Raw genomic sequence first — 21,268 nt, forward strand, 5'->3', positions numbered from 1 at the left:
GGTCTATTCGGTCGGGTAGACGAACTCCCACGGCACGACCTCGAAGTCGCCCGTCCCCTTCTCGACCTTCTCGAACGGCGCGCCGCTGAGGCACGGCTGCACCTTGTCCTTCTGCGGGTCGGCGGTCATCCAGGTGTAGCCGAGCCGGTCCCCGCCGGGGGTGTCGTGCACCGTGACGCCCACCCGCGCCTTCCGGAACTCCTTCACATCCGTCTCGACGACGACACCGGACACGACGGCCACCTTGCCGCCCGTGGTGAGGCAGTCGACCTTCACCTTGGCGTAGCCGCCCCAGTCGCCCTTGTAGTGGCTGAAGCGGAACGTGCCGGTGGCCTTCATCGGATCCTGCCGGTTCTTCTCCGCCAGGTGCGCGTCGAAGGTGAACGTGATGTCGTCCCCGGCCGGGCGGTACAGCTTGGCCGAGCCGGTCAGGGCCGCGGCCTCCTTCACGGCGGCCGGCGCCGCGACGGGGCGGTGGCTGTCGTCCGCCGAGGCGGCGGCCATGCCCCCCGCCCCCAGGGTGAGCAGAACGGCGGCGGAGACGGCGACGATCTTCGTACGACGGTTCATGGCTACGTCGGTCCTTTCGGCAGGTCGTCCGGGGTCTTCCGGACGACCACCACTCTTCCGCGGCGCCCGCCGCCCCGGCGTCGAGCCGCAGGACGGTTCCGCCTCCGCCGCGCGGCGGAGCGGGACCGAGACCCCGGGCGGAGCCGTACGCAACGAATCGCCGCCCCATCGGCCGATCGCGCAACGGTTCGACGGTCGGTCCGCAACGCTGCCGTCTTGTCCCGACCGAGCGCGAAACCGTACCGTTTTTGACGTCTTCCCCCTGTACTTCGACCCCCGAGGATCACGCATGCCCGCGCTGCGCACCGCCCTGCTCCAGAGCTCCGGCGAACTCGGTGACGTGGCCGCCAACCTCAAGATCCTCGACGAGGCCGCCGGCCGCGCCGCCGCCGCCGGAGCGGGACTGCTGCTCGCCCCCGAGCTCTTCCTCACCGGGTACGCCATCGGCGCCGACATCGCGCGCCTGGCCGAGCCCTCCGACGGCCCCTCCGCCCGCGCCGTCGCGGCGATCGCCGTGCGCCACGGCCTGGCCGTCGGCTACGGCTACCCGGAGCGCGACACCGGGCGGCACGGGGTCCTGTACAACTCCGCGCAGCTCATCGGCGCCGACGGCGTGCCGCTCGCGCAGTACCGGAAGACCCACCTCTTCGGAGACTTCGAGCTGAAGTGGTTCACCCCCGGCGACCGGGCCGTCGTCCAGACGGAGCTCGACGGCCTCACCGTCGGGATGATGATCTGCTACGACGTCGAGTTCCCCGAGAACGTGCGGGCGCACGCGCTGGCCGGTACGGACCTCCTCCTCGTACCGACCGCGCTCATGCACCCCGCCGAGGTCGTGCCGCTGTCCGTGGTGCCGGTCCGCGCCTTCGAGAACCAGCTCTACATCGCGTACGCCAACCGGACCGGCCCGGAGAAGGAGTTCGAGTTCGTCGGCCTCTCCACCCTCGCGGGCCCCGACGGCACCGCCCGGGCTCGCGCCGGGCGCGGCGAGGACCTCGTCCTCGGTGACGTCGACCCGGCTTTCCTCGCGGCCTCCCGCGAGGAGAACCCCTACCTCCGCGACCGGCGCCCGGGCCTCTACGGCTCACTCGTCTGAGCCGCACCGCCCCCAGCTCGCGCAGTCGCCAAGACTCACCCTTTTTCCGTGCAAGGAGTCCGTACCCCATGACGTCCACGGTGCCCACGACCGCCGTCCCCCACAGCGACGGCCAGCCGCCGATCACCATGTTCGGTCCGGACTTCCCGTACGCCTACGACGACTTCCTGGCCCACCCGGCCGGGCTCGGCCAGATACCGGCGACCGAGCACGGCACCGAGGTCGCCGTCATCGGCGGCGGGCTCTCCGGCATCATCGCCGCCTACGAGCTCATGAAGATGGGCCTCAAGCCCGTCGTCTACGAGGCCGACCAGATCGGCGGCCGGCTGCGCACCGTCGGCTTCGAGGGCACCGGCACCGAGGGCCTCACCGCCGAGATGGGCGCCATGCGCTTCCCGCCCTCCTCGACCGCGCTCCAGCACTACATCGACCTGGTCGGCCTGGAGACCACGCCCTTCCCGAACCCGCTGGCCGAGACGACCCCCTCGACCGTCGTCGACCTCAAGGGCGAGTCGCACTACGCCACCACCGTCGACGACCTCCCGCAGGTCTACCGCGACGTGATGAACGCGTGGAACGCCTGCCTCGACGAGGGCGCCGACTTCTCCGACATGAACCAGGCCATGCGCGAGCGCGACGTCCCGCGCATCCGCGAGATCTGGTCGAAGCTCGTCGAGAAGCTCGACAACCAGACCTTCTACGGCTTCCTCTGCGAGTCGGAGTCCTTCAAGTCCTTCCGGCACCGCGAGATCTTCGGCCAGGTCGGCTTCGGCACCGGCGGCTGGGACACCGACTTCCCCAACTCCATCCTGGAGATCCTCCGCGTCGTCTACACCGAGGCGGACGACCACCACCGCGGCATCGTCGGCGGCTCGCAGCAGCTGCCGCTGCGCCTGTGGGAGCGCGAGCCGGAGAAGATCCTCCACTGGGCGCAGGGCACCTCGCTCAGCTCCCTGCACGAGGGCACCCCCAAGCCGGCCGTGACCCGGCTGAACCGGACCGCCGGCAACCGGATCACCGTCACCGACGCCTCCGGCGACATCCGTACCTTCCAGGCGGCGATCTTCACCGCCCAGTCCTGGATGCTGCTCTCCAAGATCGCCTGTGACGACTCGCTCTTCCCGATCGACCACTGGACGGCGATCGAGCGCACCCACTACATGGAGTCCTCGAAGCTCTTCGTGCCGGTGGACCGGCCGTTCTGGTTGGACGAGGCCGTCGACGACGGGGGAAACCCGACCGGCCGGGACGTCATGTCGATGACGCTCACCGACCGCATGACCCGCGGCACGTACCTGCTCGACGACGGCCCGGACAAGCCCGCCACGATCTGCCTGTCGTACACCTGGTGCGACGACAGCCTGAAGTGGCTGCCGCTGTCCGCGAACGAGCGGATGGAGGTCATGCTGAAGTCGCTCGGCGAGATCTACCCGAAGGTCGACATCCGGAAGCACATCATCGGCAACCCGGTGACGGTCTCCTGGGAGAACGAGCCCTACTTCATGGGCGCCTTCAAGGCCAACCTGCCCGGTCACTACCGCTACCAGCGGCGCCTGTTCACCCACTTCATGCAGGACCGGCTGCCCGAGGACAAGCGCGGCATCTTCCTCGCGGGCGACGACATCTCCTGGACGGCCGGCTGGGCCGAGGGCGCGGTGCAGACGGCGCTCAACGCGGTGTGGGGCGTGATGCACCACTTCGGCGGCGGCACCGACGCCACGAACCCGGGTCCGGGCGACGTGTACGACGAGATCGCCCCGGTCGAACTGCCGGAGGACTGAGCCGTACGGCGCGGGGCCGGCCGGATGCGGCAGGGCCCCGGTTCAGGGCCTGGTCAGGGGTGTGAGGAGCATCCGGCCCACCAGGCCCACCGAGCGGTCGAGGCGTTCCGTGAACTCCTCGGCCAGCTCGGGCAGGCCGCGCAGCTGCCACAGCGAGCGCGCCGCGAGCCAGGCCCCGTCGCGGGCCCGGTCGAGGCTCCAGCAGCCGAGCAGATGTGTCAGCGGGTCCGCGACCTCCAGGAGGTCCGGGCCCGGCATCAGTTCCTCCCTGATGCGCTCCTCCAGGAGGACCAGGACGTCGCCGACCCGGTCGAACTCGTCCTCCAGGTCGGCGGGCGCGCACTCCAGGACCCGGCAGGTGTCGACCACCGCGAGGGCCAGGTCGTGGCCGATGTGGGCGTTGATCCCGGCCAGCGCGAACTGGAGCGGCCGTACGCCGGGATGGCGGCGGTAGCGGAACAGCGGCCGCCAGCAGGCGGGGGAGGGGAGGCCGGTCGCCGCCGCGTCGACCGCGGTCAGGTACCGCTCGGCGAACCGCACGTCGAGGGTGGTGGCGGCACGCCGGTCGGCGAAGCCGCCCGCCTCGATGGCGTGGCCGATCTCCTCGGTGACCGTGAGATAGACCCGGTTGAAGACGGCGACCCCGTCGGCCGGATGCCAGGCCGAGCGGAACGCCCGCATCCGGTCCACCACGGGGTCGACCGCGAGGAACGGGCCGGGCTGCCGCCCGACCCGCTGTGTCTGTTCGCTCTGCCCGATCTGCTGGGTCTGCGCCATGCGGGCAGGCTCCCAGTCGCCGGGCCCGGGAGGGAACTCCTCCGGCCCGGCTTACCCAGAACGGGCGAATCACTCAGTTCTTCGACAGCGGCTCGTCGCCGGACGTGCTCTCGCCGGTCGCGCTCCCACCGGTCGTGCTCTCGCCGGCCTTGCCCTCGTACGAGCTGGTGCCGGAGTCGAGCAGCGGCTCCTGCTGCTTGAGGTGGGCCGGCGCGAAGGCCCGCAGCACGTGGTAGCCGGTGATGACGACGATCGTGCCGAGTGCGATGCCGCCCAGCTCGAAGGTGTCCGTGAAGGTCAGCTTCACCCCGCCGACGCCGATGATGATGCCCGCGGCGGCCGGGACCAGGTTGAGCGGGTTGCGCAGGTCGACCTTGGCGTTGATCCAGATCTGGGCGCCGAGCAGGCCGATCATGCCGTAGAGGATCACGGTGATGCCGCCGAGGACACCACCGGGGATGGCGGCGACGACCGCGCCGAACTTCGGGCAGAGGCCGAAGAGCAGGGCGAAGCCGGCGGCGGCCCAGTAGGCGGCCGTCGAGTAGACGCGGGTGGCGGCCATGACGCCGATGTTCTCGGAGTACGTGGTGTTCGGCGGGCCGCCCACGGCCGTCGACAGCATCGAGGCGGCGCCGTCGGCGGCGATCGCGGTGCCGAGCTTGTCGTCCAGGTCGTCCCCGGTCATCTCGCCGACGGCCTTGACGTGGCCGGCGTTCTCGGCGATCAGGGCGATCACGACGGGCAGCGCGACCAGGATCGCGGACCACTCGAAGCTCGGGCCGTGGAACGAGGGCAGGCCGATCCAGTCGGCCCGGGAGACACCGGAGAGGTCGAGCCGCCAGTGGTCGGTGACCTGGCCGCTCGCGGACATCGAGTTGATCCTGCCGAAGACCAGGTCGAAGATCCACGAGACGGCGTAGCCGAAGACCAGGCCGAGGAAGATCGCGATCCGGGACCAGAAGCCGCGCAGACAGACGACGGCGAGGCCGGTGAACAGCATCACGAGCAGGGCCGTCCACTGGTCCTGCGGCCAGTACGTCGCCGCGGTGACCGGGGCCAGGTTGAAGCCGATCAGCATGACGACGGCGCCGGTCACGATCGGCGGCATCGCCGCGTGGATGATCCGCGCGCCGAACCTCCTGACCGCGAGACCGGCGAGGAAGAGCACCGCGCCGACGACGAGGACCGCGCCGGTCACGGTGGCGCTGGTGCCGCCGGAGGCCCGGATGGCGGCGGCGACGCCGACGAACGAGAGCGAGCAGCCCAGGTAGGAGGGGACGGTGCCGCGGGTCGCGAGGAGGAAGATCGCGGTCGCGACACCCGACATCATGATCGCGAGGTTCGGGTCCAGACCCATGAGCACCGGAGCGACGAACGACGCCCCGAACATGGCGACCACGTGCTGGGCGCCGAGCCCGGCCGTGCGGGGCCAGGAGAGCCGTTCGTCCGGGCGGACGACGGCTCCGGGAGCGGGTGTCTTCCCGTCGCCGTGCAAGGTCCAGCGCACGCCGAGGTTCATGAGGTGGCTCCCGTTCTCCGGTTCCGGCGGCCGTGTCGTGACCGCAAAAGATCAGCCACATGCTATGCGCCGCCCCGGGCCGGTGAGGGCCGGGGATGTCCGCCCGGGCCCCGGTCCCTGCCCGGGCGCCCGGGCCCGTGACGGCTACCCGACGGGACCCGGGGTCTTCTCCGGGGCGGGCTTCGTCGGCGTGGCCTCCCGCCCGCCCGACCTGAGGACGCCCGCGCCCACCACGAGCCCCAGGGCGAGCAGGGTGACCAGGCCGAACGAGAAGACCAGCGAGGTCGCGTCGGCGATGCCGCCGATCGCCGAGGGGGCGATGAGCCCCGAGGTGTACGTGATGGTGGCGACGCCCGCGATGGCCTGGCTCGGGTTCGGGCCGCTGCGCCCGGCCGCGGCGAAGGCGAGGGGGACGACGACCGCGACCCCGAGCCCGATGAGACCGAATCCGGCCATGGCGACGGCGGCGTGCGGGGCGACGACGACCAGGATCCCGCCGAGGGTCGCGACGGCGCCGCCGACCCGTACCGTACGGACCGCGCCGAAGCGGTCCACGACCCGGTCGCCGGCCAGGCGCGCGACGGTCATCGTCAGCGCGAAGGCGGTCGTGGAGGCGGCCGCGAGCCCGGCGGAGCTGCCCAGCTCGTCCCGGAGGTAGACGGCCGACCAGTCGAGGCTGGCACCCTCGGCGAACACCGCGCAGAAACCGATCGCGCCGATGATCAGCGCGGACTTCGGCGGGAGCGAGAAGCGCGGCGGCGCCTCCTCGTCCGGCGTGCTGTGCACGTCCAGGACGCCCTGGCAGAAGACCAGACCGAGCGCGGTGAGGACGAGGGCCGCGATCAGGTGGTGAAGCCGGGCGTCGCCACCGAGGTGGGCGGCGACGGTGCCGGCGGCGGAGCCGATGAGGGCGCCCGCGCTCCACATGCCGTGCAGGCTCGACATGATGGACTTGCCGAGCCGGTTCTCGGTCTCGACCCCGAGCGCGTTCATCGCCACGTCGGACATGCCGGCGGTCGCGCCGTACACGAACAGCGCGGCACACAGGCCCCAGATGTTCGGGGCGAGCGCGGGCAGCGTCAGGGAGAGCGTCCAGAGGGTGAGCAGGCCGCGCAGCGCCGTGCGCGCCCCGAACCGGTGGGAGATCGCCCCGGCCAGCGGCATCGCCACGGAGGCGCCGAGGGCCGGGAAGGCGAGCGCCAGCCCGAGCTGCCCCGCGCTCACGCCCGCGTGCTCCTGGATCCAGGGGATTCGGGTGGCGAAACTGCCGGTCACGGCGCCGTGGACGCAGAAGACGGCGGCGACGGCGAAGCGTGCCCGCCGCAGGCGTTCGGTGCTGGTGACGGTCTCCGCCGCCATGGGCCCTCCCTGGGTGTGGTGTGGCGTTGCCGGATGGTGCGGCCGTAAACTATCAGGAACCCTGCCTGATAAATAGACCGCGGGGCGGCCTCCGCACCCGGGCGCGTCTGAGAGGATCGCCGCATGGCCGCATCCCCGAGCACCGCACGAGCCATCAACGACCGGTTCGCCCTGCGACTGCTCCAGGACGAAGGCCCGTTGACGGCCACTCAGCTCAAGACCCTCACCGGACTCTCCCGGCCCACCGTCGCCGACCTCGTCGAGCGGCTCCAGGGCTCCGGGCTCGTCCATGTCGTCGGGGAGTCCGGAGCCGAACGCCGGGGACCCAACGCCAAGCTGTACGGACTCGTCGCCGACCGTGCGCACCTCGCCGCCCTGGACGTACGGACCCGCTCGGTCTCCGTCACCGTCGCCGACCTGCTCGGCACCACCCTCGCCGAGGCCTCCGTGCCCGTCGGCGACGACAGCGACACCGGCCCCGCCGTCGAGAACGCGGTCGGGCTCCTGGAGCGGACCGTGAAGGAGGCCGGCGCGGACCGGCTGCACAGCGTGGCCGTCGGCGCCCCCGGCCTCATCGACCCGGCCACCGGCGAACTCCGGGACTCCTCCGGACTGCCCGCCTGGCACCGGCGGCTCGTCGGCGTCCTCCAGGAACGGCTGCCCGCGCACGTCCTCGTCGAGAACGAGACCAACCTCGCCGCCGTCGCCGAACTGCGGGAGGGCGCGGCCCGCGACCGCGAGGACTTCGTCCTGCTCTGGCTCGGCCAGGGCGTCGGCGCGGCCGTCGTCCTCGGCGGGCGGCTGCGCCGCGGGGCCTCGGGCGGCGCGGGCGAGATCGGCTTCCTGCCCGTTCCCGGTACCTCGGGGCTCCCGTCGGCCACCGGCTGCGACGGCGGCTTCCACGAGCTGGCCTGCGCGGCGGCCGTCGAGTCCCTGGCCGCCGCCCACGGCCTCACGGCGGCGGAGGCGCTGGCGCCGGGCGATGCCGGGGGGTGGCCTCGGGCCGGTACGCAGGGGAGGCAGGCCGGGCCGCGGGCACTCGCCCCGGGGGATGCGCCCGCTCCGGGGGAGTCGCTCGCGCCGGCCGATGCACCCGCTCCGGGAGAGGTGCTCGCTCCGGCCGATGCACCCGCTCCGGGAGAGGTGCTCGCTCCGGCCGATGTGCTCGCTCCGGGCCACGCCGCCTTCCTTGACGCCCTGGCCCGCCGCCTCGCCATCGGCGCGGCCGCCGTCGTCGCGGTCCTCGACCCCGGCTGCGTGGTCCTCGCCGGGGAGACCGGACACCTGGGCGGCGCCGCGCTCGCCGCGCGCGTGGAGGCGGAACTCGCCGCCCTGTCCCCGCTCCGTACGGAGGTCCGCGCGACGGCCCTGGGCGGTGCGGCGGTGCTGCGCGGCGCCCTGCTCCTGGCCCGGGACGCGGCGCAGGACGCGCTCTTCGGGGCGCCGACGGCGGGACTCTAGGCCAGGCCAGTCCAAGCCAGCCCAGTCCAGCCCAGGCCAGCCCAGCCCAGGCCAGCCCAGGCCAGCCCAGTCCAGCCCAGTCCTCCAGGCCAGGCCAGGGCTTCGGGCGGGTGTCAGGCGCCCGTCGACGGCCCTGGCGACCCGTTCGGCCCGCCCGCCCCGCCCGGACCTCCCGCCCCGCCGAACCGCCGTGCCAGGAACTCGTCGAACGTCACGCGCCCCACCGCGCGGTCCGGTGCCAGGTGCTCGCCGCGCCGCAGCCCCCGGTAGGCCCCGCCCGGCAACGGCACCTCGACGAGACGGCGATTGCGGCCGCTCGCCCGCAGATAGGAGCGGGCCAGCTCGACGAAGGTCCGGATCTCGGGGCCGCCCATGTCCTCCACCCGGCCCGCAGGCGGTCCCGCGGCCAGCTCGGCGAGGCGCGCGGCCGCCTCCGTCACCTCGAGGGGCTGATCCCGCACCTCCTTGGGCAGCAGCATCACGGGCGGCTTGGCCAGGCCCTGGAGCAGCTGGAGGATCAGGTCGTGGAACTGGGTGGTGCGCAGCAGCGTCCAGCCGATGCCCGAGCTCTGGATCATGCGTTCCACCGCGTACTTGGTGCGGTAGTAGCCGAGCGGCACCCGGTCGACGCCGATGATCGAGATGTAGAGCAGATGGGGCACCGCGGCGCGCCGGGACGCCTCGATCAGGATGCGCGCGGCGTCCTTGTCGCCGCGCAGGATGTTGCTGCAGTGGACGATCGCGTCGACCCCGTCGACGGCCCGGTCGAGCAGCGGCCCGCCCTGCCTGAGGTCGACCGCGTAGGGCGGCGAGTGCCTGCTGAGGACCCGTACGTCATGGCCGTCCGCGCGCAGCCGCTCACAGACGGGCCGGCCGAGGGTTCCCGTGCCACCGGTCACCAGGATGGTGCTCATGTCTCCAGACTGACCGCCCCCGGCGTCCTCCGCACATGCGGGCGCGCCGCGCCCCGGACAGGGGGGGCGCGGCGCTGTGGGAGCCCGGCGGCGGCAAGGGCCGTGATGTTTCCGCCGCCGGGGGTTTCGGAGGGGGTGCGTCAGCAGGGACCGAGGTCCTTCCAGACACCCCAGTCGCCGGTCGTGCCCGGCGTCTCGTTCTGCGTCCACCACTGGGCCTTGTACTTGCGGCCGTTGTGGGAGACCTCGTTGCCCGCGTTGTAGACCGTGCCGGCGACGTACGCCGGGACCGTGCCGCAGCCGGTGGGCGGCGTCGTCGGAGGCGTGGTCGGGGGAGTCGTGGGCGGGGTCGTCGGCGGGGTGGTGGGCGGCGTCGTCGGCGGAGTGGTCGGCGGGGTCGTCGTGCCCGGCTCCACCACCGTCGTGCCGCGCGCCAGGTCACCGGCGAGGGCGTACGTCGTGCCGTTGATGTTCACCGTCCAGTTGGAGGGGGTGGACACCGGCAGGTAGTAGTTGAACGCCAGGTCGACCGTGGCGCCCGGGGCCAGCGACTGCCAGGCCGGGAGCTTCAGGGAGACGCGGTGGAAGTCGCCCTTCAGGCCGCCCACGTTGCTGCCCGTGTGGTCGCTGCTGATCACCTTCGTGCCGAAGCCCGACTGGTCGGAGGCGTTGGCCGGGGCCGAGGTCCCGTAGTCGAACTGGAACTCCGTGCCGCCCGGGAGGGTGGCCGCCGTGTTGTTGGTGATCTTGATCTTCGGGGTGATCGGGTAGTTCGAGTCGCCCAGCTTGAACTCGGTGAACTGCGCGTCGATCTTCACGGCCTGCGTCGGCAGGGTCGCGTTGGACTTCTTCGCGCCGTACGGGGTGGCCGCCTTGAACTTGTCGTACATCAGCGAGGTGAGCGTGTCGCCGATCTCGTACTGGCCCTTGGTGGCGTTCCAGTCGTAGTCGCCGGCCATCTCCCAGACCATCGTGCCGCCGATGCCCTTGCTGACCACGTAGTCGGCCTTGGCGGCCACCGACTGCTCGTCCTCGGTGGAGAGGAAGACCTTCTTCTGCGCGTTCCACAGCCACGGCGCGACCAGGGTCGAGTCGTACTTGCGGGCGTAGGTGCCGGTCAGGGTGGTGTTGGCCGGGAAGCCGTACTGCGTGACGTAGTCGCCGACGATCCCCTTCTCGAGGTTCTTGGCGTGCCACATCGGGTTGGAGCCGGCGGGCGACTCGACACCGTTGGTGTCCTTGTCGTGCCAGAGGTTGTCGATGCCGGTGGCGCCGTCACCGCACTTGGTCAGACCGGCTCCGGCCGGACAGGTGGTCGCGGAGGCCTTGCCCCAGAGGCCGTCGGTGCCGCCCTGCACGTTCTTGTGGCCGCGGGTGTAGTAGGGCAGGCCGATGTTGATGCGGCCGGCCGGCATGGAGCCGCGGAAGTAGTGGTACGCCCAGTCGGTGTTGAGGTACCCGATGTTGCCGTACTGCGCCGAGCCGTAGACGTTGGCGGCGGCGAGCTCGCCGTCCTTGCCGTCGTCGAAGAGGGAGGCGTTGGGCCCGACGTACTCGTTCCAGGCACCGTGCAGGTCGTAGGACATGATGTTGACGTAGTCCAGATACTTCTGCATCTGGAAGGTCTCCATGCCCCGCAGCAGGTAGCCGGAGGAGGGGGCGGCGACGGTCAGCAGGTAGTGCTTGCCGTCGGCGGCGCCCGCCGCGTCGAGCTTCTCGCGCAGGGACTTCATGAGGGCCGCGTAGCCCTGCACGAGGCCGGCGCGGCGCGCGTTGGCGAACTGCCAGTCGAGCGGGTTTCCGGCGTCCTTCATGGTCGTCGGGTACTCGTAGTCGATGTCGACGCCGTTGAAGCCGTACTTGCGGATGAAGTCGACGGACGAGGCGGCGAAGGTGTCGATCCCGGCCTGGTTGACCGAACCGTCGGCGTTGGTGGCCATCGAGTAGAAGCCGCCGGAGTTCACCCGGTCGCCGTTGTCCGCGAAGTAGCCGCCGGTCTCGGCCCAGCCGCCGACCGAGATCAGCGTCTTCACGTTCGGGTGCTGCTTCTTGAACTTGTTGAGCAGGTTGAAGTGGCCCTTGTAGGCGTACGCGGGGTCCATCTCGGCGCCTGCGACACCCGGCCAGGTCATCCCGGTGGCGGCGTTGTTCGGACCGTCCGTGCCGACGGAGAGCTTGTTGTCCCCGCCGATGTGGCCGAAGGCGTAGTTGATGTGGGTGATCTTCTCCCACGGGATGTCCTTGGCCAGGTAGGCGGGCTGGCCGTTCTTGCCGTCGCGCCAGCCGGTGAAGTAGCCGATGACCCGGCGCTGGTGGTCCGCGCCCATCTTCTCGCGGCCCTCGGCGTCGTAGACCGAGCAGTACGGGACCTCGACGCCGGGGGTCTTGTAGAGACCGTCGGGGCGACAGGACTCGTTGTCGGCCGCGTACGAGACGCCGCCGGAGAGCGAGCTGAGCAGCAGCCCGGCGACGGCCGCGCCGGAGGAGAGCAGCGAGGCTCTTTTCGCGGTGGGGGACAACACGATCGGGTCCTCCTGGGGTGGGGGTCCCCCCACGCCGGCGGGGCGTAGGAGGAGTCGACAGAACACAACGAACAAAGGGGTGGGTCGTGTTGGGCCCGTGGAGTGCGCACGCCGCCGGGCCGTTCCTAGGAGGTGACACGGAGATTAAGAGGACTAGACCAGTGCGTCAATAGGTCTGGACCATCGAAGAGTTCTGTGGGACTCTGTGAGCCAGACCACAGGAACTCGGCCACATCGCTTCCCGCGGCTCGTGGCACACTGGCCCTGTATCAGCAGCAGCGCACTCCGGGGTCGGTGTAATTCCGAACCGGCGGTATAGTCCGCGACCCGTCCGCAGCCAGCGGCCGGTTGACCAGGTGAGATTCCTGGACCGACGGTGAAAGTCCGGATGGGAGGCAGTGCGCGGCGGGCGACCCCTGTCAGGGGTGTGTCGGCCGTACCTCCGCTGGTCGCCGTATCGACGACGTCGATCGGCGTACCCGGAGGACGCGGCCTCGGCGCACCCTGCGCGAGGCGTCGTTCCGTTCTCTGTCGTCATCGACAGGCCCCGGAGTCCGTGCCCGAAGAGGCAGGAGGACCCGGTGGCCCAGCAGGCCGACATCACCGCCATGCGACGCGCCGTCGAGCTCGCCGCACGCGGTCTCGGCGCCACCAGCCCCAACCCGGTCGTCGGGTGCGTCATCACCGACGCCTCCGGACACGTGGTCGGCGAAGGCTTCCACCAGCGCGCCGGCGGCCCCCACGCCGAGGTCCACGCCCTGCGCGAGGCAGGCGTCCTCGCCCGCGGCGGAACCGCCTACGTCACCCTCGAACCCTGCAACCACACCGGTCGCACCGGCCCCTGCGCCCAGGCGCTGATCGAGGCCGGCGTCAGCCGGGTCGTGTACGCGGTCGGCGACCCGAACCCGCAGGCCACCGGCGGTGCCGACACCCTGCGCGCCGCCGGGGCCGAGGTCGAGCAGGGCCTCCTGGAGGCCGAGGCCGAGGCCGGCAACATCGCCTGGCTCACCTCCGTACGCCACGGCCGCCCCTTCGTCCGCTGGAAGTACGCCGCCACCCTCGACGGCCGGATCGCCGCCGCCGACGGCACCTCCCGCTGGATCACCTCCGCCGAGTCCCGCGCCGACGTCCACCGGCTGCGCGCCGAGTCCGACGCCGTCGTGGTCGGCTCCGGCACCGCCCGCGCGGACGACCCCCATCTGGCCGTCCGCGGCATCGAGGGGGCCGTCCAGCCGCTCCGGGTCGTCGTCGACACCGAGGCGACCGCCGTGAAGCCCGGCGCCCGGGTCCTGGACGACGCGGCCCCGACCCTGATCGCCGTCGCCGAGGACGCCGGGACCTCCCTCGACGACACCGACGTCGTACGCCTCCCCAGGGCCGAGCGCGGCCTGTCCGTACCGGCCCTCCTGGACGCCCTCCACGCGCGCGGCGTCCGCTCCGTCCTCCTCGAAGGCGGCCCCACTCTCGCGGGCGCCTTCGTCGCCGCGGGCGCCGTCGACCAGGTCGTCGGCTACCTCGCCCCGGTCCTCCTCGGCGCGGGCCCGCACGCCCTCGCCGACGCCGGAATCACCACCATCGCCGAAGCGTTGCGGCTCGATGTCACCGAGACCGCGCACATCGGATCCGACCTCCGCATCACCGCCACCCCGCACCTCACCGCCACCGTCAAGGGAGCCTGACCGTGTTCACCGGAATCGTCGAAGAACTGGGCGAGGTCACCGCCGTCGAGCAGCTGGAGGACGCCTCCCGCTTCCGCCTGCGCGGCCCCCTGGTCACGGAAGGCGCCCAGCACGGCGACTCCATCGCCGTCAACGGTGTCTGTCTCACGGTCGTCGAGTTCGGCGACGGCGAGTTCACCGCCGACGTCATGGCCGAGACCCTCAAGCGGTCCAGCCTCGGCGCCCTGGAGGTCGGCTCCCGCGTCAACCTGGAGCGGCCCATGGCCCTCGGCGGCCGCCTCGGCGGTCACATCGTCCAGGGCCACGTCGACGGCACCGGCACGATCCTGGAGCGCACCCCGTCCGAGCACTGGGAGCTCGTGAAGGTCGGCCTGCCCGCCCACCTCTCCCGGTACGTCGTCGAGAAGGGCTCGATCACGGTCGACGGCGTCAGCCTCACCGTCGTCGAGGTCACCGACGACTGGTTCACCATCAGCCTCATCCCCACCACCCTCGACCTGACCACGCTCGGCATCAAGCAGTCCGGGGACCCGGTCAACCTCGAAGTGGACGTCATCGCCAAGTACGTCGAGCGGCTGCTCGGCCCGAACGCCAAGGAGAGCGACAAGTGAGCTGGCTCAACTCCGAGGCCTTCAGCGCCTTCGGTCAGCACATCATGTGGTCCGACATGATCGGCAACACCATCGGACTCATAGCCCTCGCGCTCGGCTGGCGCCGCTCCATCCTCACCTGGCCCGCCCAGCTGCTCTCCGGCCTGATCCTCGTCGGCGCCTACGCCTCCGCCCACCTCTCCGGCGGCGTCGGCAAGCAGCTCCTCGTCATCGGCGTCGCCGCCTGGGGCTGGTGGCAGTGGAACCGGGGCAGGCAGCAGGCCCAGGACGGCTCCATCGCCGTCCGCTTCGCCACCTGGAAGGAGCGCGGACTGCTCCTCGCCGGCGCGGTCGTCGGAACCCTCGCCGTCGGCGGCCTGTTCACCCTCTACCCGTCGCTCTCCTGGAGCCCGTGGGCCGACGCGTACATCTTCGTCGGCACCCTCGTCGCGATGGTCGCCCAGGCCCGCGGTCTGGTCGAGTTCTGGTTCGCCTGGCTCCTCGTCGACCTCGTCGGCGTCCCGCTCGCCTTCAACAGCGGCCTCGCCTTCTCCGGTCTGGTCTACGTCATCTACTTCGCCCTCGTCGTCTGGGGCATGCGCGACTGGTGGCTCCGGACGCGCACGACCTCCGCCAACGCTCTGGAAGGAGCCCACGCATGAGCGCCGCCCTTCCCCTCTGGGACGCCACCGACCTCGCCCTCGACCCCGTCGAGCAGGCCATCCGCGACATCGCCGCCGGCCGCCCCGTGGTCGTCGTCGACGACGAGGACCGCGAGAACGAGGGCGACCTCGTCATCGCCGCCGAGAAGGCCACCCCCGAGGTCGTCGCCTTCATGATGAGCGAGTGCCGCGGACTGATCTGCGCGCCGATGGAGAACGACGAACTGGAGCGTCTCCAGCTCCCGCAGATGGTCGAGCACAACACCGAGTCGATGCGCACGGCCTTCACGGTCTCCGTCGACGCGGCCCCCGCCCACGGCGTCACCACCGGCATCTCCGCCGCCGACCGCGCCACCACCCTGCGGATGCTCGCGAGCGGCAACCACGAGCCCTCCGACTTCGTACGGCCCGGCCACATCTTCCCGCTCCGCGCCAAGTCCGGCGGCGTCCTCGCGCGCAACGGCCACACCGAGGCCGCGGTCGACCTCGCCCGCCTCGCGGGCCTCCGCCCGGCCGGCGCGATCGTCGAGATCGCCGGCGAGGACGGCGTCATGCTGCGCCTGCCCGAGCTGGTCCCCTTCGCCCGCAAGCACGGCCTCACGATCATCTCCATCGAGGACCTGATCGCCTACCGCCGCTCCGCCGAGCCGACCGTCCGCCGCGAGGCCGAGGTCCAGCTCCCCACCGCGCACGGCGACTTCACCGCCTACGGCTACCGCTCCACCGTGGACGGCGTCGAGCACGTCGCCCTCGTCCACGGCGAGGTCGGCGACGGCGAGGACGTCCTGGTCCGGGTCCACTCCGAGTGCCTGACCGGCGACATCTTCCACTCGCTGCGCTGCGACTGCGGCCCCCAGCTCCAGGCCTCCATGGACCGCATCACCGAGGCCGGACGGGGCGTCGTCGTCTACCTCCGGGGCCACGAGGGCCGCGGCATCGGCCTGCTGTCCAAGCTCCGCGCGTACGAGCTCCAGGAGCGCGGCCGCGACACCCTCGACGCCAACCTGGAGCTCGGACTCCCCGCCGACGCCCGCGACTACGCGGCCGGCGCGCAGATCCTCACCGACCTGGGTGTGCGCAGTCTGCGCCTGATGACCAACAACCCCGACAAGATCGACGCCCTGACCCGGCACGGCCTCACGGTCGAGGGCCGCGAGCCCATGCCGGTCACGGCCGGCGAGCACAACCTCCGGTACCTGACCACCAAGCGGGACCGGATGGGCCACGACCTGCCCTGGCTGGACGGCTCCCCGGCCTCCACCTGCGGTAACCAGTAGTACCCGGCTTTTCGCAACCCTTCGTACAGACGGTTCAAGGAGAGACATGAGCGGCAAGGGCGCACCCGTCCTCAGCGTGAAGAACTGCGGCGACCTCCGGGTCGCGGTCATCGCGGCGCAGTGGCACGAGAAGATCATGGACGGTCTCGTCGACGGCGCCCTGCGCGCCCTGAGCGAGCTGGGCATCGAGGAGCCGACCCTCCTCCGCGTCCCCGGCAGCTTCGAGCTCCCGGTCGTGGCGAAGGTCCTCGCCGGGCGCGGCTACGATGCCATCGTGGCGCTCGGCGTCGTCATCCGCGGCGGAACGCCGCACTTCGAGTACGTGTGCCAGGGCGTCACCCACGGCCTCACCCAGGTCTCGATCGACACCGGCGTACCCGTCGGATTCGGCGTCCTCACCGTCGACACCGAGGAGCAGGCCCTCGACCGGGCCGGCCTCGAAGGCTCCAACGAGGACAAGGGCCATGAGGCCGTCACCGCCGCCGTCGCCACCGCGACCACGCTGCGCACGGTCAGCGAACCCTGGCGCTAGGTACGCGACCCTTACCCCGTACTCTTAGGAACCATCATGGCGAACGGAACCCGTAAAACCTTCGAAGAGCTCTTCGCCGAGCTCAAGCTCAAGGCCGAGACCGGCGACCCGACCACCTCCCGCACCGCGGAACTGGTGGACAAGGGCGTCCATGCCATCGGCAAGAAGGTCGTCGAAGAGGCCGCCGAGGTCTGGATGGCCGCCGAGTACGAGGGCAAGGAAGCCGCCGCCGAGGAGATCTCGCAGCTGCTGTACCACGTCCAGGTGATGATGGTCGCCCGCGGGATCTCGCTCGACGACGTCTACGCCCACCTCTGAGCACACCCGTCCCACCGTTCCGAACACTCCCAGGCAAAGGAAGCTCACCCCATGCTGCGCATCGCCGTTCCCAACAAGGGTTCCCTCTCCGGACCTGCGTCGGCAATGCTCCATGAGGCCGGCTACCGCCAGCGCAAGGAGTCCAAGGAACTCGTCGTCATCGACCCCGACAACGAGGTCGAGTTCTTCTACCTGCGCCCGAAGGACATCGCGATCTACGTCGCCTCCGGGAAGCTGGACATCGGCATCACCGGCCGTGACCTGCTCCTGGACTCCGGCGCCAGCGCCGAGGAGATCCTCGCGCTGAACTTCGGCCGCTCCACGTTCCGGTACGCCACCCGCCCGGGCACCGCGAACGGCCCCGAGGGCTTCGGCGGCATGACGATCGCCACCTCCTACGAGGGCATCGTCGCCAAGCACCTCGCCGACCAGGGCATCGACGCCTCCGTCGTGCACCTGGACGGCGCCGTCGAGACCGCGATCCAGCTGGGCGTCGCCCAGATCATCGCGGACGTCGTCGAGACCGGCACCAGCCTGCGCAACGCCGGACTCGAGGTCATCGGCGAGCCGATCCTCACCTCCGAGGCCGTCGTGATCCGCCGCCACGGCGCCACCGACGACAACCCGCAGGTCCAGCAGTTCATGCGCCGCCTGCAGGGCGTCCTCGTCGCCCGCTCGTACGTGATGATGGACTACGACTGCCGCGCCGAGCACCTGGAGCAGGCCGTCGCCCTCACCCCGGGCCTGGAGTCGCCGACCGTCTCCCCGCTGCACAACGAGGGCTGGGTCGCCGTCCGCGCGATGGTCCCCGCCAAGGAGGCGCAGCGGATCATGGACGATCTGTACGAGATCGGTGCCCGCGCCATCCTCACCACCGCCATCCACGCCTGCCGCCTCTGACGGCACGGACCGCCCGCCCCGAAGGCCCCGAGGAACCACCGATGTCCCCAGCACAGACGCCCGTCCTCCCGGTCACGTTCCGCCCCGGGCGCACCCGGGTCGTCATGCTCACGATGAGCGTCGCGATCTTCGCGGTCATCAGCATCGTCGCGGTGATGCTGGAGCGGCTCGGCCCGGGGGAGCGCGCCAGCTTCTTCTTCACCGCCGCGCTGATCTCCGGAGGTCTGGCGCTGCTGAGCCGCCCCAAGGTCGTCGCCGACGACGAGGGCGTCACGGTCGTCAACATCACCCGGACCCGGCGACTGGCCTGGGCGGAGATCCTCAAGGTCAACCTGCGCCCCGGCGACCCCTGGGTCTTCCTCGACCTCAGCGACGGCACCAGCCTGCCGGCGCTGGGCATCCAGCCCGGGATCGCCAAGGAGTCGGCCATCCGGGACGCCCGAGCCCTGCGGGCCCTGGCCGACAGCCACGGCACGGGCGCGGAGGGGACGGCCTGACGGCCGGGTGCCTCGCCCCCGTGCGGGGATCCGGGCGGACCCCCGTCCGTCCCCCATCCGGGGCCGACCCCCTGCCCCTCGGGGCCTTCGCGTGACTACTCTGGAGGCGGTGGTGCCGAGCGGCACCACCGCCTCGCGTGTGCAGGGCCGCGGTCTCGTGGCCCGCGGGGCCACCCTTCGACCCGAGGAGTGACTCCCTCCAGCAATGGACGGATCGTCCGGTAGTATCTGCGCCGCCCCCTCCCAGGAGGCGGCGGCATGATCATCTCCCTTCTGCTGCTCATCGCGGCCTTTGTCCTGATCCTCGCCAACGGCTTCTTCGTGGCCGCCGAGTTCGGTCTCGTGACCGTCGAGCGCGCCGAGGCCGAGCGGGCCGCGGCCGCCGGCGATCGGCGCGCCCGCACCGTCGTCACCGCCCTGCGCGAGCTGTCCTTCCAGCTCTCCGGCACCCAGCTGGGCATCACCATCACCTCCCTCGTCGTCGGCATGCTCGCCGAGCCCGCGCTCGCCGGACTGCTGCAGGGACCGCTCACCGCCACCGGACTGCCCGCCGGGGCCGTCTCCGGGATCGCGGTGGTGATCGGGATGCTGCTCGCCTCCGCCGTCCAGATGGTGGTCGGCGAGCTCGTACCCAAGAACTGGGCGGTCTCCCGGCCGCTCCAGGTGGCCCGCTTCGTCGCCACCCCGCAGCGGTACTTCTCCGCCCTCTTCCGGCCGGTGATCTCCCTGCTCAACCGGGTCGCGAACCGGCTCGTACGGCTCCTGGGCGTCGAGCCCACCGAGGAGCTGGACTCCGTCCGCACCCCCGGCGAACTGGTTTCCCTGGCCCGGCACTCCGCGCTGGCCGGCGCCCTCGAACAGGACACCGCCGACCTCTTCGTACGGACCCTGTCCCTCGGCGGCCTCACCGCCGAGCAGGTCATGACCCCGCGCGTGAAGGTGAACGCCCTCCAGTGGGACGCCACCGCGGCCGACGTCCTCAACCTCACCCGGGCCACGGGCCTCTCGCGCTTCCCCGTCTACCGCGACCGCATCGACGAGATCGTCGGCATGGTCCACCTCAAGGACGCGCTCGCCGTCTCGCCGCACGCCCGGCTGCGTACCCCCGTCGGCCGGATCGCGGTCCCGCCGCTCCTCGTGCCCGAGACGCTGCCCGCCCAGACGCTTCTGGAGCGGCTGCGCCGTGAGCAGCCGATCGCGGTGGTCGTCGACGAGTACGGCGGCACGGCCGGCGTGGTCACCCTGGAGGACATCGTCGAGGAACTCGTCGGCGAGGTCCGCGACGAGCACGACACGGTGGCCGACGGGCGGCCCGAACTGGCCTCCGCTCCCGCCGAGGACGGCCGGCCCGCCTGGGACGCCGACGGCTCCTGCCGGGTCCACATCCTGCGCCGGATAGGCCTCGACGTGCCCGACGGGCCGTACGAGACCGTCGCCGGGCTGGTCGCCGATCTCCTGGGGCGCATCCCCGCCCCCGGCGACCGGGCCGAACTGCCCGGCTGGCGGCTGTCGGTGCGCCAGGTCGACCGGTACCGTGCCGAGCGGGTGCGGATCGTCCGTACCGCCCTTGACCCGGACCCGACTGCGGCCACCTTCGCCCCCTTCCCCGACCGTGACCCGGTCGCGGCCTCGGCGGCTCCGGATCCGGCCCAGGCATCGGCTCCGGCGTCCGCTCAGGCTCGGGCGTCCGCCCAGGCTCCGGCCCAGGCCTCCGGTCAGGCTCCCGTCCCGGCGGAGGCCGTCCGATGAGCACCCTGCAACTCCTCTTCGCCGTTCTCCTCGTCCTGGCCAACGGCTTCTTCGTCGGGGCCGAGTTCGCGCTCGTCTCCGTCCGCCGCAGCCAGATCGAGCCGCTCGGCGGCGCCCGTGCCAAGCAGGTCCTGCACGGTCTGGAGAACCTGCCGCAGATGATGGCGGCCGCGCAGTTCGGCATCACCATCTGCTCGTTGACGCTCGGCGCCGTCGCCGAGCCCACCGTGGCCCACCTGCTGGAACCCGTCTTCCACACGGTGGGGGTCCCGGAGGGGCTCATCCACCCGCTCGGCTACGTCATAGCCCTCGCCGCGGTCGTCTTCCTCCACCTCGTCATCGGCGAGATGGTCCCGAAGAACCTGGCGATGGCCGCGCCCGAACGGACCGCGCTCTGGCTCGCCCCCGGCCTGGTCGGCTTCGCCCGGCTCTGCCGGCCCGTGACGGCCGCGCTCGGCGCCTGCGCCCGGCTGGTCCTGCGGGCGTTCAAGGTCGAGCCGAAGGACGAGGTGGAGGCGGTCTTCACCAGCGTCCAGCTCGGCCGCCTCGTCGAGGACGCCGGGCAGGCCGGACTGCTCGACCCGGCCGAGCAGGAGCGCCTGGAGGACGCCCTCGAACTGGGCACCCGCCCGGTGACGGACGTCCTCATCGCACCGTCCTCCCTGATCACGGTCCCGCCGACGGTCACCCCGCGCGAGATCGAGGAGCTGACCGTACGCACCGGGTACTCACGCTTCCCGGTCCGCGCCGACGCGGGCACCACCTTCATGGGCTTCGTGCACGTGAAGGACGTCCTCGACCTGGACGAACGGGAGCGGGCGGTGCCCCAGCGGCTCTGGCGGCCGATGGCCACGCTCCGCGCCGAACTGCCCCTCGACGACGCCCTCACCGTGATGCGCCGCGCCGCGACCCATCTGGCGCAGGTCGCGGACGGCTCGGGCCGGGTGCTCGGACTGGTCGCCCTGGAGGACGTCCTGGAGATGCTGGTGGGCGAGGTCCGCGACCCCGCACACCGGGTCGTGGCGGACCGGGTGCCCACCGCGTAGGAGCCGTGCGCACAGCGGG

Annotated in this window: 19 protein-coding genes and 1 riboswitch; of the genes, 13 read left to right on the forward strand and 6 right to left on the reverse strand. The window is 71.8% G+C overall.

Translation table 11 applies throughout. The annotated features are described in order from the left end of the window. Window positions 1-3 precede the first annotated feature (3 nt). The gene (locus ACZ4XX_RS28815; protein WP_468510784.1) at window positions 4-570 is read right to left on the reverse strand and encodes a Repetin; all 567 of its coding nucleotides are present in this window, start codon (window positions 568-570) and stop codon (window positions 4-6) included. 289 nt (window positions 571-859) lie between these two features. Here ACZ4XX_RS28815 and ACZ4XX_RS28820 point away from each other — a divergent pair, with 289 nt between their 5' ends. Next, window positions 860-1,666 carry a carbon-nitrogen hydrolase family protein gene (locus ACZ4XX_RS28820; RefSeq protein WP_468510785.1) on the forward strand — a complete coding sequence of 269 codons (807 nt, stop codon included), beginning with the start codon at window positions 860-862 and terminating at the stop codon, window positions 1,664-1,666. A gap of 68 nt (window positions 1,667-1,734) precedes the next feature. Next, window positions 1,735-3,447, forward strand: a complete 1,713-nt coding sequence (locus ACZ4XX_RS28825; protein WP_468510786.1) for a flavin monoamine oxidase family protein — start codon at window positions 1,735-1,737, stop codon at window positions 3,445-3,447. A gap of 42 nt (window positions 3,448-3,489) precedes the next feature. On the opposite strand, the gene ACZ4XX_RS28830 is transcribed toward ACZ4XX_RS28825, so the two are convergent. From ACZ4XX_RS28830 to ACZ4XX_RS28840, 3 genes are all read right to left on the reverse strand, one after another. Further along, a complete protein-coding gene (locus ACZ4XX_RS28830) occupies window positions 3,490-4,224 on the reverse strand; it encodes a DUF5995 family protein (protein ID WP_468510787.1) in 735 nt (244 codons plus the stop codon). Window positions 4,225-4,297: 73 nt separating this feature from the next. After that, window positions 4,298-5,743, reverse strand: a complete 1,446-nt coding sequence (locus ACZ4XX_RS28835) for a uracil-xanthine permease family protein (RefSeq protein WP_468510788.1) — start codon at window positions 5,741-5,743, stop codon at window positions 4,298-4,300. A gap of 144 nt (window positions 5,744-5,887) precedes the next feature. Next, complete coding sequence (locus tag ACZ4XX_RS28840) at window positions 5,888-7,102, reverse strand: MFS transporter (RefSeq protein WP_468510789.1); 1,215 nt, start codon at window positions 7,100-7,102, stop codon at window positions 5,888-5,890. A 123-nt stretch (window positions 7,103-7,225) separates the two neighbouring features. On the opposite strand from ACZ4XX_RS28840, the gene ACZ4XX_RS28845 reads away from it, so the two are divergent. Then, window positions 7,226-8,563 carry an ROK family transcriptional regulator gene (locus ACZ4XX_RS28845; RefSeq protein ID WP_468510790.1) on the forward strand — a complete coding sequence of 446 codons (1,338 nt, stop codon included), beginning with the start codon at window positions 7,226-7,228 and terminating at the stop codon, window positions 8,561-8,563. A 113-nt stretch (window positions 8,564-8,676) separates the two neighbouring features. On the opposite strand, the gene ACZ4XX_RS28850 is transcribed toward ACZ4XX_RS28845, so the two are convergent. After that, on the reverse strand, window positions 8,677-9,477 hold the full coding sequence (locus ACZ4XX_RS28850) for an SDR family oxidoreductase (protein WP_468510791.1): 801 nt from the start codon (window positions 9,475-9,477) through the stop codon (window positions 8,677-8,679). Window positions 9,478-9,617: 140 nt separating this feature from the next. After that, window positions 9,618-11,999 (reverse strand): chitinase C-terminal domain-containing protein, encoded by a 2,382-nt coding sequence (locus ACZ4XX_RS28855; RefSeq protein WP_468510792.1) that lies wholly within the window; start codon window positions 11,997-11,999, stop codon window positions 9,618-9,620. Window positions 12,000-12,275: 276 nt separating this feature from the next. Next, a riboswitch (FMN riboswitch) is annotated at window positions 12,276-12,405 on the forward strand. Window positions 12,406-12,580: 175 nt separating this feature from the next. Here ACZ4XX_RS28855 and ribD point away from each other — a divergent pair. The 10 genes from ribD to ACZ4XX_RS28905 all read left to right on the forward strand — a co-directional run bounded on the left by ribD (window position 12,581) and on the right by ACZ4XX_RS28905 (window position 21,249). Next, window positions 12,581-13,678, forward strand: coding sequence for a bifunctional diaminohydroxyphosphoribosylaminopyrimidine deaminase/5-amino-6-(5-phosphoribosylamino)uracil reductase RibD (gene ribD / locus ACZ4XX_RS28860; RefSeq protein WP_468510793.1), 1,098 nt, complete (start codon window positions 12,581-12,583; stop codon window positions 13,676-13,678). Window positions 13,679-13,680: 2 nt separating this feature from the next. Further along, window positions 13,681-14,289 (forward strand): riboflavin synthase, encoded by a 609-nt coding sequence (locus ACZ4XX_RS28865; RefSeq protein WP_468510794.1) that lies wholly within the window; start codon window positions 13,681-13,683, stop codon window positions 14,287-14,289. 44 nt (window positions 14,290-14,333) lie between these two features. Further along, entirely contained in the window at window positions 14,334-14,930 is a 597-nt protein-coding gene (locus tag ACZ4XX_RS28870) for a nicotinamide mononucleotide transporter family protein (RefSeq protein ID WP_468510815.1), read from the forward strand. After that, the gene (locus tag ACZ4XX_RS28875) at window positions 14,927-16,207 is read left to right on the forward strand and encodes a bifunctional 3,4-dihydroxy-2-butanone-4-phosphate synthase/GTP cyclohydrolase II (protein ID WP_468510795.1); all 1,281 of its coding nucleotides are present in this window, start codon (window positions 14,927-14,929) and stop codon (window positions 16,205-16,207) included. Before ACZ4XX_RS28870 ends, ACZ4XX_RS28875 begins: the two co-directional genes overlap by 4 nt. A 46-nt stretch (window positions 16,208-16,253) precedes the next feature. Continuing rightward, complete coding sequence (gene ribH / locus ACZ4XX_RS28880; RefSeq protein WP_468510796.1) at window positions 16,254-16,739, forward strand: 6,7-dimethyl-8-ribityllumazine synthase; 486 nt, start codon at window positions 16,254-16,256, stop codon at window positions 16,737-16,739. Window positions 16,740-16,775: 36 nt separating this feature from the next. After that, window positions 16,776-17,057, forward strand: a complete 282-nt coding sequence (locus ACZ4XX_RS28885) for a phosphoribosyl-ATP diphosphatase (protein ID WP_327160953.1) — start codon at window positions 16,776-16,778, stop codon at window positions 17,055-17,057. 51 nt (window positions 17,058-17,108) lie between these two features. Further along, window positions 17,109-17,957 (forward strand): ATP phosphoribosyltransferase, encoded by an 849-nt coding sequence (gene hisG / locus ACZ4XX_RS28890; RefSeq protein ID WP_468510797.1) that lies wholly within the window; start codon window positions 17,109-17,111, stop codon window positions 17,955-17,957. Between the two features lie 41 nt (window positions 17,958-17,998). Continuing rightward, complete coding sequence (locus ACZ4XX_RS28895) at window positions 17,999-18,454, forward strand: PH domain-containing protein (RefSeq protein ID WP_468510798.1); 456 nt, start codon at window positions 17,999-18,001, stop codon at window positions 18,452-18,454. Window positions 18,455-18,712: 258 nt separating this feature from the next. Further along, window positions 18,713-20,203, forward strand: a complete 1,491-nt coding sequence (locus tag ACZ4XX_RS28900) for a hemolysin family protein (protein ID WP_468510799.1) — start codon at window positions 18,713-18,715, stop codon at window positions 20,201-20,203. Beyond that, on the forward strand, window positions 20,200-21,249 hold the full coding sequence (locus ACZ4XX_RS28905) for a hemolysin family protein (protein ID WP_468510800.1): 1,050 nt from the start codon (window positions 20,200-20,202) through the stop codon (window positions 21,247-21,249). Before ACZ4XX_RS28900 ends, ACZ4XX_RS28905 begins: the two co-directional genes overlap by 4 nt. Window positions 21,250-21,268: the final 19 nt, after the last annotated feature.

The sequence above is a fragment of the Streptomyces sp. NPDC029956 genome (genome assembly GCF_055574655.1).